The following is a 14537-nucleotide window of genomic DNA, read 5'->3' as shown; positions in this document are numbered from 1 at the left end:
ACCGGCTTTTTGTTTTTTTAACAATACACTTTGCTATGCCGTTGTGCATCGGCAATCTTATTGTGATGAAGCTGGTGTATTTGTTGCAAAGTAATAATGAACATACAAAATGCACTATTATTGTGGGGTCGATGTTTTAGTTGTTAGTGTTGATATATTCATGAACGAGGTTGGTTTTAGCTGGTTTTTGCAGTGAATTCATACATGTAGGAGCAAAATATGAATGTTGAAGTGGGCGGTGTTTTAGGTTTCATTTTGCTGGTTTGTATCGTGTACGCGATTGTAAAAACCGTGCAAAGCGGTGCAAGTACAGGAACGAAAGTAATTTGGATTGTAGTGCTTTTGTTACTGCCAGTACTTGGTTTTATTCTGTGGTTTTTATTTGGACCCAAATAAAATGGGCTCTTCTGTGAGCCAAATGGCCGATTAATATCGGCCATCGCCAAGTCTTGTGGTTAATTAAAAAAACTTTCCATCAACTCAGCGTGTTGCTCTGGTTTCAGGCGCGGACCGAATTGTGATACGACTTTTGCGGCTGCTTTGTTAGCGAAGGCAGCGGCTGTTTTAAAATCTTTGCCGTGATTGATTGCGTGCAGGAATGCGCCTGCAAACATATCACCGGCGCCGTTGGTATCGATGGCTTTTACCGGTGTGGCTGCGACGTTAATTAATTCGCTGCCATCAAACACCAGTGCGCCTTCGCCGCCGCAGGTGATCGCAAATTGTTTGCAGTATTTTTTTAGCGCTTCAATGGCATCTTCAATTGAATGGGCTTGGGTGAAGCCAATCGCTTCGTCGCGGTTGCAGAAAATTAAATCCACACCTTCGCCAATCATGTCGATCAAACCATCGCGGAAAAATTGCACCATCGCCGGGTCAGACAAACTGAGTGCGGTTTTGGTGTTATTCGCTTGTGCTTGTTTGCGCAACTCAATGGCGGCTGCACGGCCGGTGGGTGATGTGACCAGATAGCCTTCGATGTACACATAATGTGAATCGGCGATTGCCTGCGTATCTAATTCATTCACCGACAGCGTCTCGCTGATCCCTAAGAAAGTATTCATGGTGCGTTCGGCATCGGGTGTAATCATCACCAAACATTTGCCGGTAATGCCTGCGGGTGGGGTGATATGTGCTGGCGTTGCAACGCCAGCGGCTTTGAGGTCATTCAAATAAAACGCACCGTTTTCATCGTTGGCAACTTTGCAGGAATAAAAATTATTACTGCCAAAATAACTGGCGGCGACGATGCTATTGGTTGCAGATCCACCGCTGGCGCGATGTGATGCAACTAAATGGTTTTGTAAATAATCGATGAGCGCGCTTTGGCGCTCTTCATCCACCAGTGTCATCACGCCTTTGGCCACTGCCATGGTGGTGAGGTCGTTATCGGTGAGGGTGATTTCAGTATCGACCAGTGCCGCGCCTATGCCGTAGATATGGTATTGCTTGCTCATGGAGGTGCCCTGTAGGGTGAATGGTCCGGAATGGAAAATGTGCGGCATTATGCAAAATTCGCTGCAACCTATAAAGCGACCATCACCAGGCATGGGAAATTGCCGGTTTTTACCCTCGCATTCAAACAGTGCGACGGTTAAACTGGCGCCCAAATTTTTGCGCTTATTGCGCAGCCTTCCTGTTACACAATCCACTCAAAAAAGATTTGCCCATGACCAAGCGCCGTTCAACTGCTCGCCGTACAAAATCTGCATCTGTTTCTCGCCGTGGTTGGGCGCTGGCTCGGCTGTGGATTTTTTATGGATTGTTATTGGCAGTAGCTTTGCTGGGAATTTGGACGCTTTATCTGGATTCGGTTGTGCGCGAAAAATTTGAAGGAAAAAAATGGTCGCTGCCTGCACGGGTGTATGCGCGTCCGCTGGAGTTATACCAAGGGCAATCATTAACCCCGGCGCTGTTCGAACAAGAGTTGCGCGCGCTTGGTTATCGTTTTGAAAATAATGCAGATGCGCCCGGCAAGATCCTGAAAAAAGTCAGTGCTTCATCCCATGAAGTGACCTATCACATCCATAGCCGCGGGTTTGCGTTTTGGGATAAAACCGAGCCTGCACGCAAATTTATGCTGCGTGTCGGCAATAACGAGGTGCAGGGGCTGATCGATTTAGCGGGCGCTGATTTACCCATAGTGCGTTTGGAGCCGGAAGAAATTGGTGGTTTTTATCCGGCCGATAAAGAGGATCGCTTGCTGGTGCGCCTTGCGGATTTGCCACCGCTGCTGGGTGAAACCTTGCTGGCGGTTGAAGATAAACATTTTCTGGATCATCACGGCGTATCGCCACTGGCGATCATCCGTGCTGCTTGGGTTAATGCAACCAGCGGTGAAGTAGTGCAGGGCGGTAGTACCATCACCCAGCAATTAGTGAAGAATTTTTATCTGACGAATGAGCAAAGTATTTTGCGCCGCAAAATTCCGGAAGCGATTATGTCGGTACTGCTGGAAGTGCATTACAGCAAATCGGAAATTCTGGAAACTTACATCAACGAAGTCTTTTTAGGCCAAAGTGGTTCGCGTTCAATCAATGGGTTTGCACTGGGCGCGCAGCATTATTTCCGTCAGCCGTTAAGTGAATTGGATGTGCATGAATTGGCGCTCTTGGTGGGCGTAGTAAAAGGGGCATCTTATTACAACCCCTGGCGCAATCCGGAGCGCGCCAAAGAGCGCCGCAACGTTGTGCTGGCCGTTATGCACAAGGAGGGCTTGATTGATGCACAGCAACTCAAGCGCGCGCAAGCAGCCCCCTTGGGGATTGTGGCTGAGGGTGAATCGCGCACCACGACTTATCCTGCTTTTATGGAATTGGTGAAGCGCCAGTTAAATCAGGATTACAAAGAAAGCGATCTGCGCAGCGAAGGTTTGCGCATATTCACTACCTTGTCGCCAATGGTACAACGGCAAGCGGAAAAATCCATGAAGCTGCGTGTCGAGCAACTTGAAAAACAGTTCAAGACCAAAAACGTGCAGGGCAGTATGGTGGTGACGTCTGTGGGTGGAGGGGAAATCCTCGCGCTGATTGGCGACCGCAATCCGCGCTTCTCCGGTTTTAACCGCGCGCTGGATGCCAAGCGCCCGGTCGGCTCGCTTCTGAAGCCGTTTGTGTATTTGGCCGCGCTGGAAATTCCGCAGCAATATAATTTGGGCACGATTATTAGCGATGCACCGGTGAGTTATAAATCCGGCGGCAAGTGGTGGGCACCGCAAAATGCCGATAAAAAAGATCATGGCGATATCCCGCTCTACAAAGGTTTGGCTTACTCCTACAACCAATCCACTGCGCGTTTGGGCATGACGGTCGGGCTGGATCGCGTTGCCAAGGTGGTGAAGCGCGCGGGTTATGAGGGCAAAGTCCCCGAGTTACCGGCAATGCTGTTGGGGGCAGTGGATATGTCGCCAATGGAAATTGCTGGCATGTATCACACACTCGCAGCAGAAGGCGTTTATACACCGCTGCACGCGATCCGCGAGGTATTGGCAGCAGACGGTAAACCGCTCAAGCGCTATCCCCTTGAGCTGGAACAGCGCTTTGATGCTGAATCGACCTTCCAATTGCAATACGCCATGCAGCGTACCTTGCGTGAAGGCACCGGGCGCAGCGCCTATAACCAGATTTCCTCATCCATCGATTTGGCCGGTAAAACCGGTACCACCAATGATCAGCGCGATAGTTGGTTTGCCGGTTTCAGTGGCGAGCATCTGGCCATTGTCTGGCTCGGGCGCGATGACAACAGTGCAACACCACTCAGCGGTGCCGGAGGTGCCTTGCAGGTCTGGGCAGATTTTATGAAGAACCTGCCTACCCGCAGCTTGCCGCAAGAACCCCCGCCCGGTGTCAGCTTTGACTGGCTGGATGAAAAGACCGGCAAGCTCAGTGCAGAAACCTGTGAAGGCGCGGTCTGGTTGCCACTGCGCGACGATTTCCGCCCGCTGCAATCCGTAGAGTGCGAGCTGCAGAATAAAAATCCGATCAAGAGCCTCTGGCACAAACTAGTGAACTGATGCGTTGCAAAAGCAGGGAGTCGTCATCCCCGCGTGCGGGGATCCAATGGCTTTAACATCAAAGGCTGGACTCCCGCTCGCGGGAGTGACGATGTGCTCAACCGGGTATAACGATTACAGTCTTTAGCTATTTCTCACTTCTTCTGCTTGTCGCAAAAATAAACCTCTCCGGTGAATCTGAAGCTCACTAGACTGTGTCTTAGTCTATGAGTTGGGGCATTATTGATTGAAAACTTCCAATCCTGCCCGGATTACCCTGAGAGGCTTAACCCATGATTTTACGTTCACCCTCTGCGCATCTGCTGGGCTTCGTGCTCGGTTGTGTCGTTCTGATCCCTGCGAGTGCCGCTGAACTGGAAGGTACTCCGGTTCCGGTTGACTCCAATTCTTCTGTTCCTGTCAGCGCCCAAACATCGGCCGCGCCTGATCCATCTACCCCTGCAATAGCGCCGCTTCCGGAAGAACCCCAGCAGCAGGAGCAACAAGATCTTGAGCGTTCGCAAGAAGCTCACGCCATAGAGCAGCAAGCCCATGCGGTAGCGCAGGAGGCGATTGCGCGTGATCACGAACGCAGAATGCGCGAACACCACAACTGGCAGCGCGATCTGGATAAAGGCCTGCAAGAAGCATTTGGCAAACCCAATTTTGATGAAGGGGATATTGGCTTGGCACTGTTAATTCCATTATTTGCAATTGTGTTTATTTTTGGCGGGCCGATTTTCTTATTGGCGTTCCTGCTCGTACTGCGCTATCGCAGCAGGGCGCGTCGCCAGCAGGAAATCAATAACAATATCGACAAGCTGCTCGCGGCCGGGCGCGATATTCCAGTGGAGCTTTTGCGTGGCGACGAGCCTAAAAGCGCAAGCGAAGCGGGCGATCTCTCCCGGGGTATCCGCAACCTGTTCCTCGGTATTGGCTTGTTGATCTTCCTGACTGCATTGGTAGGGTTTGATATCGGATCGATCGGTTTTATCTGGATCGCCTTCGGGTGTTCGCAGACCCTGGTCTGGTACCTGAACAAACCCAAAGCGGGTTCTGTTGAACAGCAGGGGCAGCAGGACTAATCCGCATGTCCCTTTCCGATCAGGAATTGATTGCGCGGGTCGTTAGCCGCAAGGACCAGCACGCCTTCGCGCAGCTGGTTTTGCGCTACCAATCGCCATTGCGTACATGGGCAAGACGCCTGTGCAATGGCGATACCCACCTCGCGGACGATCTGGCGCAAGAGACCTTCATGAAGGCCTACGCTGCGCTGGGTGCATTCCGTGCAGAAGCCAAGTTCTCCACCTGGTTGTACCGTATCGCCTTCAATATTGCGGCCAACCGCTGGCGCGCGAAAAAGATCGAATGGTGTGAACTTGACGAGAATGAAGAGATCGAAGCGGAACAGTGCAGCGTAAAGCAATACCATGCACAAAAAGATGTGGAGGCCGCCATGCAAACCTTAAGTGCCGGGCAGCAATTGGCAATCCGTCTATGCTTTGAAGATGGCTTTTCCCATGAAGAAGCAGCGACTATTATGGGTATTCCTTTGGGCACAGTGAAAACCCACATCAACCGCGGCAAGCAAAAATTGCAAACCCTGCTGGCCTCCTGGCAAGACGGGTTACCCCAATGAGGGCGTGGTCAATGACAAAGATGTCAATCACAGAGTCAATCACAACGTGGTTAAATGAGGTTGCGATATGAGCACCAGTCATTTTAGTGACAATAATGTTGGTGACCATAAATTGGATGATGGTCATTTTGATGCGTTCCTGCGCAAGCAGCTGCAAGCGTCCAATACCTACATAGATGATGACGGGTTTACCGCGCAGTTAATGGCGAGTCTGCCTGTATCCCGGCGTTTGAACCGCTGGTTGGAATTATTGATTATTGCCGTACCGGTAACATTGATTGCACTGTTGGTAGCGAGTCAATTTTCGGTGCGTGAAATTGTCCAGCCAGTCTATGCCTGGATATTAACAATGGATGCAGCCAGTTTTGCGACCGCATGTGTGGCGGCGGCAACGGCTATGTTGCTTGTTCCCGTTTTGTTGATACTTAAACCAAAGCCATTGTTATAGCAGTGGATGGTTGAGTTTTTTCCTGATTAAATTTTTATTGTCCTCTCTGTCAAATCGCCTAATTACCAAGAGTAATTAGGCGATTTTTTTTTGCTCCCAAAATGTCAATAAGTGATTCTACTCACGCGTCCTTGGCGCAAGAAGTTTGCGCATTATATAAGCGGCTGCTATACCCAAATGATTATTAGAGTGCATATAAATTTTTTAATCAGTGCATCGTTTTTCTATCAACCCTTCGCTTTGTAATGAGCGATTATTTTTATCGAACTGGGATTGTACGCATGCTACGGTTGACCATCGCAAAAAAATTAATGTTATTGGTGGCCATCTCCCTGATTGGGTTCGTTGTCAGCCAGGGTTATTCACTCTGGGTTGAGCGTACCAACAGCGGCCGCTTGGCTGAGGTGGAGCAACGCATCTATCCCACGTTGGAATTAACCACGATTAATTTGGGCTCGCTGTTGTTGATGGAGCAGCAAATCAATAGCTCAGTAACAACGGGCGATGAACAAGTATTGGAAGATGCCGATAAACACTATCAGGAAATTCGTAGTAATCTTGAAAAACTGTCAGCACTGAGCGGTGATTTATCAGTGCAAGTCAATGATATAGATATGCAACTGCAAGACTGGTACACCACTGCAGTGCGTATCGCAAAAGGGTTTATTGCAGGGACTGTTGATTTCAATCAAGTGGGCGCAGAGACTGCAGCCAATGCAGATAAATTAAAAAATTTGCGCAAATCATTATCGGCAATGAAAAGCCAAACCGCAAAACGTTTTAATCTCGCGATCAGCGAAACTATCGACTCATCAAAAAATGCATCGCACATCGCCTTGTTAATTGCGATATGCGTGATAGTTGCATTACTGCTTATTAGCTTGATCATCAGTCGCTCGATTACATCCAGTATTAATGAAGTGACAGAATCCTTGAAAGAAATGGCATCGGGGGCAGGTGATCTCACCAAGCGAATTCATTATCCCGGCCAAGATGAAATTCTTTATCTGGTTAAATATTTCAATGCATTTGTGGAAAAGCTGCATGGTTCTTTTGCCAATGTCAGTCAGGATGTGAGCGGCCTTTCACAAGTTGCAACACGCCTGACGAATTCCAGTAGCCAAAATATGGTGCGCATTAATGAGCAGGCGAGCGCAATTTCCAGCATGAGAACTTCTATTGAAGATCTGATGAAAATGGTTAGTGAAATTGCAGAATTTGCCGGCAATGCATCGCATCAGGCACAAGATGCCAGTACTGCTGCAGCGCGAGGAAAAGAAACGCTGGCAGCGAATGTATCCACTATTAGCACACTTGCAGAAGAGGTGCGCAGCGCGGCCAATGTAGTCAATCGCTTTGAAGAATTTTCGGCTGATGTGGGGCATTTACTCAACACCATCCAAAACGTTGCAGAGCAAACCAATTTATTGGCCTTGAATGCGGCTATTGAGGCTGCGCGAGCAGGTGAGCACGGGCGCGGATTTGCAGTAGTCGCCGATGAGGTGCGAGGCCTTGCTATACGTACACGCCAGGCAACGGAAGAAATCCATAAAGTGATCAGTGAATTGCGTCAGGTATCTGCAAGTGCAGTGACGGCAATGCAAGGCAGCGTTGATCGCGCCAATCGCGGCGTAGAGGCCACAGTCGCTTCGGGCGAAGCACTGAATTCTATTTTAAATAATGTGGAAACTATCAGCAGTATTAATGAGCGTATCGCTGCGGCTACGCATGAGCAAACAGTGACTTTCTCGCATGTGTCTGAACATGTTAACGGGATTTACAACAGCACCCAGCTAGTCACCAGCAGCACAAATGAACTGAACGAAATCAGTCACGATATTGGACATATCAGTCAGGAGCTACGCAATATCGCGAGTCAGTTCCGTGTCTAAAAAATGATTTTTCATAGGAAAGGCGAATTAATTTTTACGGAGTAAAAAAACAGGAAGTTATTAACTTAGGAGTGAGGTTATACATGAAAAAAATGAATCCAACACACAAAAAAAATCGTTTAGCCTGCGTGCTGGCAGCATGCATGGTCGCCCCCTTGGTACAAGCAGCCGATGTTAACGTGACCGGTTTTTTATCGGTTGGTGGCGGTTTTGTTGATGATGAATACGAAGATGCTGCTAATTATGGTGGTTATGAAGAAGACCTGACGTTTGATAACAATTTGCTCGGCTTGCAAGTGAGTGGGCAAGTCAGTGAAAAACTCACCGCTACAGCCCAACTGATTGCGCGTAGTAACAGTGATTACGATGTGAATGCTGAGTGGGCATATTTGACCTGGCAGGCAACTGATGAAGTCAAATTGCGTGCAGGCCGTTTGCGTACCCCGTTTTATTTATATTCCGATTTTCTTGATGTTGGTTACGCTTATTCATGGATAACACCACCGCGCGAAGTGTATTACCTGCCGTTTAATAATGTGGACGGCATTGATATTTATGCGACCAAAACGCTCGGTATTTTTGATGCGACTTTTCAGGCTTATTTCGGTAGTTTCAACGATGAGTTCTCGCTGGATGGCGTCCAGACAGAAGCTGAAACACGCAACCAGGCCGGTATAGCGGCAACCTTGGGGAAAGATTGGTGGACGCTGCGTGCGGCTTACCATCAAGCCGATCTCACAGTGGATGTTGCGGGTGCAGTGCTTGATCCTGCAACCGGTTTTACACTGGGGCAATTCCTGGGATCTTTACCGCCCACCTTAGGTGGCGTCACCACCAACGTGTTGGTAGATGAAGACAAAGCCACCTTTACGCAAATTGGTATCACAATCGATACTGGTACTTTTGTGGCCGCGGCAGAACATGTGGAATTTGAAGCGAAAGATTCCATGCTCGCGAAAAACGTCCGCGAATACGTAATGGCGGGTGTGCGCACAGGTAATTGGTTATTCCATATCACCGCTGCACGTTCGGATGACGATGCCGCGAATCTTGCAGAAGGCATTCCTGTCGCTCCCGCAACACTTCCTATCATTGGTGCGCTCAATCAGGTTGCGGCGTCACAGGCGGATAAGCGCGATGTGATTTCGCTGGGAACCCGTTGGGATGTCACCAGTGGCAGTGCGCTTAAATTCCAGATCGATGATGTTGATGACGAGGTTAACGGCGGACAAAAAGTCTACTCCGTTGCCTTGCAGACTGTGTTTTAAAAAGGAGCTGCGGACATGAAAAAATTCATCACTGCTGTCGCTGCCAGTCTCGCCTTGTGCATGTCAGTTTTTACGTGGGCAGAGGTTGCCGTTATCGTCCACCCATCGGCTGGTTTTGATTCGCTGACGGAAGACGATATCGCGCGCGTTTTTCTCGGCAAAAGCAAAAGTTTTCCCGGCGGGGCACAAGCGGTGCCTATCAACCAAAATGAAGGCTCTGCCGCACGCGATAAATTTAACGAAAGTGTTTGTAAGAAAAACGCCAGCCAATACAAAGCCTATTGGTCACAGCTGGTGTTTACCGGTAAAGGCACCCCGCCCAAGGATGCTGGTGATGATGCCGCGGTCAAAGCGCTGGTGGCAGCCAATCCCAATATGATTGGCTATGTCGATGCCAGTGCAGTCGATGCTTCGGTAAAAGTCGTTTTTAAAGTACCTTGATTTTTGTGATACAACCAGCAGTCAGCCCGCTTTTTGCGGGCTTTTTTATAACCAATAAAAACCCCTTTCAGGCTGCCAATTAGGCTAAAATGCGCGCCCTTTACGTATCTATATGTGATGTATCTATCCTTTTACTGATGCATCTAGCCCGTTAATCGTTCAGTCGCAGAGAAATTACCCGTGATCTCCACCGCTAATATCACCATGCAATTTGGTGCCAAGCCCCTGTTTGAAAATGTCTCCGTCAAATTTAACAACGGCAATCGCTATGGCCTTATCGGCGCCAATGGTTGCGGTAAATCCACCTTTATGAAGATTCTGGGTGGCGATCTGGAGCCTTCTGCAGGGCAGGTTATGCTGGAGCCTAATACCCGCTTGGGTAAGCTCAAGCAGGATCAATTTGCCTATGAAGAATACTCGGTGGTGGATACGGTCATCATGGGGCATACGGAGCTGTGGGCGGTGAAATCCGAGCGCGATCGGATTTATGCATTGCCCGAGATGAGCGAAGCAGACGGTATGCGTGTGGCTGAGCTGGAAGTAGCGTTTGCAGAAATGGATGGCTATACCGCCGAATCGCGCGCAGGCGAATTATTGTTGGGGCTGGATATTCCCATCGAACAACATTTTGGTCCAATGAGCGCTGTGGCACCGGGCTGGAAGTTGCGCGTGTTGCTCGCGCAGGCATTATTTTCTGATCCCGAAGTATTGCTGCTCGATGAGCCAACCAACAACCTGGATATCAACACCATCCGCTGGCTGGAAAATATTTTGGTTGAGCGCAACAGCACCATCATTATTATTTCGCACGATCGCCACTTTTTAAATTCGGTGTGCACGCACATGGCTGATCTGGATTACGGTGAGCTGCGTGTTTATCCTGGCAATTACGACGACTACATGATGGCGTCTACCCAGGCACGTGAAAAATTAGTCAATGAAAATGCTAAAAAGAAAGCGCAGATTGCAGAGCTACAAGCATTCGTGAGCCGTTTCTCCGCTAACGCATCCAAAGCAAAGCAAGCCACCTCGCGCGCACGTCAGATTGATAAAATCCAGTTGGATGATATTAAACCTTCAAGTCGCGTAAGCCCTTACATCAAATTTGTACAAAACAAAAAATTACACCGTCAGGCCGTCACTCTTGAGCAAGTGAGCAAAGCGTTTGATCGACCTTTGTTTACCGATTTAAGTTTGCAGGTAGAAGCGGGTGAGCGCATTGCGATTATCGGCCCTAACGGTGCGGGTAAAACCACACTGTTGCGTTGTTTGTATGGCGATTTGCAACCTGACAGCGGCACAGTGAAATGGGCAGAGCAAGCGGAGATCGGTTATTTCGCCCAAGACCACGCCGCGGATTTTGCAGACGACAGCAATTTATTTGATTGGATGAAACAGTGGACTAAAGGCGACGAACAATTGGTGCGCGGTGCGCTCGGGCGAATGCTGTTTTCCAATGATGACGTAAAGAAAAATGTAAAAGTATTATCCGGTGGTGAAAAAGGCCGGATGCTGTTTGGTAAGTTAAGTCTCGTGAATCCCAACGTATTGTTAATGGATGAGCCCACCAACCATTTGGATATGGAATCCATCGAGGCGCTTAACCTGGCACTGGAAAATTATCCCGGCACATTAATTTTCGTCAGCCATGATCGTGAGTTTGTATCTTCCCTCGCCAACAGAATTATTGATATGCAACCAACAGGGCTGATCGATTTCCATGGTAATTACGAAGACTATTTGCGCAGCCAGGGAATCTATACCCAATAAGACATTAACTACTTTTTGCTGTTGAATATAGAGTGTTTGTGATGCATAAACAAAATAATATTCGCGAATCTTTTTTAACAGCAATGTTTAGTTTATTGGGCTATGTGTCTAATTGTGATGGCCCAATAAACAAATCCGAAGTAAAGCGCGTAAAGCTTTACATGAAAAAAATGAACTTGTCGGAGGATGAGCACAGTAAAGCCCTTCTGTTGCTAAAGTCAGGCGCAAGTCCTGACTTTAATGCAAACGAAACGATCCAGAAATTTCTTGAATCCACAACACCAAAGCTAATACAGATTTTATTGGTTTATTTGGTCACTGTTGCGAAATCCGACGGCTATTTGGTTGAAAAAGAGTTGTATGCAATACAGTGGATAGCGCGCAAATTAAATTATAAAAGCATCGTATTTAATCATTTATTAAAAATGCTTTATGAGCAGGATCAAATAGCAGCGAGTCGCAACCCCCAGTCAATTGATTCAGTAATGCCGCAAGACACTTCTGTTTCATCCCAAAGAAAGCAGGCAGGAAACTATTCAGATAGGGAAGACGTTAATAGTGGTTCCTATGTTGAATCCAATTCTCAAAATCAGGATTTGCAGAAATGCTACAGGGTTCTTGGTGTTAATTCGGAAATGACTGATGATGAAATAAGAATGGTTTACAAAAAACGCGTGAGCCAATTTCATCCCGATAAATTAGCAAGCAAAAATCTTTCCCCTGAACGGCTGGATGCTGCAACCGAGCACTTCAAAAAAATCCAAGTTGCATACGCATTTATTAAAAAGCATCGATCAATTTATATTGCCAGCTAATTTATTTATGCATTAATAAATTGAGTGCATATATGTCGCGGTGTTGAGGGAATTATTTAAAGCTGCGGATGGAGTAATGATGGTGGGCCCAGCTGGACTTGAACCAGCGACCTGCCGATTATGAGTCGGATGCTCTAACCAACTGAGCTATAGGCCCTAAAAGAAACTGCGCAAAATTACATCTAATGAAGCCGTAGCAACGCAGTGGGGGCATTATAGTGAGTTGTGAAGTGTGTGGCTAGAGATTATGAATGTTGATGGCTGAAAAAATAAAACCCGCATATGCGGGTTTTATTTTGAGTGATAATTAATCATCAAGGAAGCTGCGCAAGTGATCTGAACGCGAGGGGTGGCGCAATTTGCGCAACGCTTTTGCTTCGATCTGACGGATACGCTCACGCGTTACATCGAATTGCTTGCCTACTTCTTCCAGCGTGTGGTCGGTGTGCATATCGATACCAAAACGCATACGCAATACTTTGGCTTCACGTGCGGTAAGGCCAGCAAGCACTTCACGCGTAGCTTCCATCAGGCCTTCCATTGTCGCTGACTCCACCGGAGAAATAATGGTGGTGTCTTCGATAAAATCACCCAGATGCGAATCTTCATCGTCGCCGATAGGCGTTTCCATGGAGATAGGTTCTTTGGCAATTTTCAGCACTTTGCGCACTTTGTCTTCTGGCATTTCCATGCGTTCGCCGAGTTCTTCAGGCGTTGGTTCGCGCCCCATTTCCTGCAACATTTGGCGCGATACACGATTGAGTTTGTTGATGGTCTCAATCATATGTACCGGAATACGGATGGTCCGGGCTTGGTCGGCAATCGAGCGGGTAATTGCCTGACGGATCCACCAGGTAGCGTAAGTAGAAAATTTGTAACCGCGACGGTATTCAAATTTATCTACTGCTTTCATCAGGCCAATGTTGCCTTCCTGGATCAAATCGAGGAATTGCAAACCGCGGTTGGTGTATTTTTTCGCAATCGAAATTACCAAACGCAAGTTGGCTTCAACCATTTCTTTTTTCGCGCGGCGCGCGCGCGCTTCGCCAATAGACATGCGACGATTGATGTCTTTAATTGCGGCGAGGCTCAGACCACTTTCGGTTTCAATCTGTGCGAGCTGTTGTTGTGCAGACTGCACATCAGGTAAGACACGTTCCAGCTTTTCAGCGTGTTCAACTTTACCTTTCAGAAACTCAGGCAGCCAAGCATCGTTGGTTTCATTGCCCGGGAATTCTTTGATAAAAATTTTGCGCTGCATTTGTGCTTTACGCGTGCAAAGATCCATGATGTGGCGTTCTTGCTTACGGATATTGTCCAGCGTATTGCGTGCTCTTGAATAAATTGGATCAAATTGGCGTGTTGGCAATTTGAAAAATTTAAATAAGTCACCGAGCGCAGAAAGTTCTTTTTCGGCTTGCTTGCTGCCATAACCGTGTTTGGCGAGTGCTTTGGCGGTTTTATCTTGCTGCTTTTGGAGTTCCTCAAAACGCACGCGAGCTTCTTCAGGGTCCACACCAGAAATGGCTTCATCTTCGTCATCAGATGAAGATTCTTCATCTTCATCTTCGGTTTCTGGTTTTGCACCAGCGACGGCGACGGGTATTTCTTCGTCATCAGGCAGGGTTGGAGGAATATCTTCGACTGGATCTAGCCAACCGATGATTACATCGGCGAGACGGCGCTCTTCTTTTGCAACCAGTGCGTACTCATCGAGTACTTGTTGTACTGCACCAGGCCAGTAGGCAATGGCGTGCATTAATTCGCGCACGCCTTCTTCAATGCGTTTGGCAATGACGATTTCGCCTTCACGGGTAAGCAGTTCAACTGTGCCCATTTCACGCATGTACATGCGTACCGGGTCTGTTGTGCGGCCGGTTTCGGTCTCTACTGCCACCAATGCCGCTGCTGCTTCTGCAGCGGCGATTTCATCGGCAGCAGAATCGCCATCGGTCATTAACAGGGTGTCGGCATCGGGCGCAGTTTCATATACGCGGATGCCCATGTCATTGATCATCTGGATGATGTCTTCGACCTGATCCGGATCTGAAATGTCCTCCGGAAGGTGATCGTTGACTTCAGCGTAGGTCAGGTAGCCCTGTTCCTTACCGCGTGCGATCAATTCTTTAATGCGGGACTGTTGCTGTTGGACGTCTTCAGACATTCGAAACCCTATTTAAAACCTGGTGAGTGAAATGCAAAGCCCGAAATTATACTCCACTTGCCTGAGTGGATTCTAGGCAGTCGGGTTGCGACACTAAAAACTCTCATCA

12 protein-coding genes and 1 tRNA gene are annotated in these 14537 nt (G+C 48.1%); 10 read left to right on the top strand and 3 right to left on the bottom strand.

Features of this window, described 5'->3' with window-relative positions; genetic code table 11:
- The first annotated feature begins 219 nt into the window (after window positions 1-219).
- On the top strand, window positions 220-396 hold the full coding sequence (locus B2739_RS12375; RefSeq protein ID WP_331346163.1) for a PLDc N-terminal domain-containing protein: 177 nt from the start codon (window positions 220-222) through the stop codon (window positions 394-396).
- Between the two features lie 59 nt (window positions 397-455).
- On the opposite strand, the gene B2739_RS12370 is transcribed toward B2739_RS12375, so the two are convergent.
- Window positions 456-1457, bottom strand: a complete 1002-nt coding sequence (locus B2739_RS12370; protein ID WP_331346162.1) for an adenosine kinase — start codon at window positions 1455-1457, stop codon at window positions 456-458.
- A 212-nt stretch (window positions 1458-1669) separates the two neighbouring features.
- On the opposite strand from B2739_RS12370, the gene mrcB reads away from it, so the two are divergent.
- From mrcB to B2739_RS12325, 9 genes are all read left to right on the top strand, one after another.
- A complete protein-coding gene (gene mrcB / locus B2739_RS12365; protein ID WP_331346161.1) occupies window positions 1670-4012 on the top strand; it encodes a penicillin-binding protein 1B in 2343 nt (780 codons plus the stop codon).
- A 272-nt stretch (window positions 4013-4284) separates the two neighbouring features.
- Window positions 4285-5076 (top strand): DUF6249 domain-containing protein, encoded by a 792-nt coding sequence (locus tag B2739_RS12360; RefSeq protein ID WP_331346160.1) that lies wholly within the window; start codon window positions 4285-4287, stop codon window positions 5074-5076.
- 5 nt (window positions 5077-5081) lie between these two features.
- Window positions 5082-5630 (top strand): RNA polymerase sigma factor, encoded by a 549-nt coding sequence (locus tag B2739_RS12355; RefSeq protein ID WP_049631916.1) that lies wholly within the window; start codon window positions 5082-5084, stop codon window positions 5628-5630.
- Window positions 5631-5697: 67 nt separating this feature from the next.
- A complete protein-coding gene (locus B2739_RS12350) occupies window positions 5698-6078 on the top strand; it encodes a hypothetical protein (protein ID WP_331346159.1) in 381 nt (126 codons plus the stop codon).
- Window positions 6079-6359: 281 nt separating this feature from the next.
- Complete coding sequence (locus tag B2739_RS12345; RefSeq protein WP_331346158.1) at window positions 6360-7970, top strand: HAMP domain-containing methyl-accepting chemotaxis protein; 1611 nt, start codon at window positions 6360-6362, stop codon at window positions 7968-7970.
- Window positions 7971-8053: 83 nt separating this feature from the next.
- Entirely contained in the window at window positions 8054-9238 is a 1185-nt protein-coding gene (locus tag B2739_RS12340) for a DNA topoisomerase IV (protein ID WP_331346157.1), read from the top strand.
- Between the two features lie 15 nt (window positions 9239-9253).
- Window positions 9254-9679, top strand: a complete 426-nt coding sequence (locus B2739_RS12335; RefSeq protein ID WP_331346156.1) for a phosphate ABC transporter substrate-binding protein — start codon at window positions 9254-9256, stop codon at window positions 9677-9679.
- Window positions 9680-9859: 180 nt separating this feature from the next.
- Complete coding sequence (locus tag B2739_RS12330; RefSeq protein WP_331346155.1) at window positions 9860-11449, top strand: ABC-F family ATPase; 1590 nt, start codon at window positions 9860-9862, stop codon at window positions 11447-11449.
- 41 nt (window positions 11450-11490) lie between these two features.
- A complete protein-coding gene (locus tag B2739_RS12325; RefSeq protein WP_331346304.1) occupies window positions 11491-12264 on the top strand; it encodes a DnaJ domain-containing protein in 774 nt (257 codons plus the stop codon).
- Window positions 12265-12344: 80 nt separating this feature from the next.
- On the opposite strand, the gene B2739_RS12320 is transcribed toward B2739_RS12325, so the two are convergent.
- Together B2739_RS12320 and rpoD are read right to left on the bottom strand one after the other, a co-directional pair.
- A tRNA-Ile gene (locus tag B2739_RS12320) sits at window positions 12345-12421 on the bottom strand.
- Between the two features lie 150 nt (window positions 12422-12571).
- Window positions 12572-14428, bottom strand: a complete 1857-nt coding sequence (gene rpoD, locus B2739_RS12315) for an RNA polymerase sigma factor RpoD (protein WP_331346154.1) — start codon at window positions 14426-14428, stop codon at window positions 12572-12574.
- Between the last annotated feature and the right edge of the window lie 109 nt (window positions 14429-14537).

Origin of the sequence: Cellvibrio sp. UBA7661 (genome assembly GCA_002483365.1) — a bacterium.
Taxonomy (GTDB): Bacteria; Pseudomonadota; Gammaproteobacteria; order Pseudomonadales; family Cellvibrionaceae; genus Cellvibrio.
Note: the sequence above shows the minus strand (reverse complement) of the source record. Positions and strands in the feature narration are given on the sequence as shown.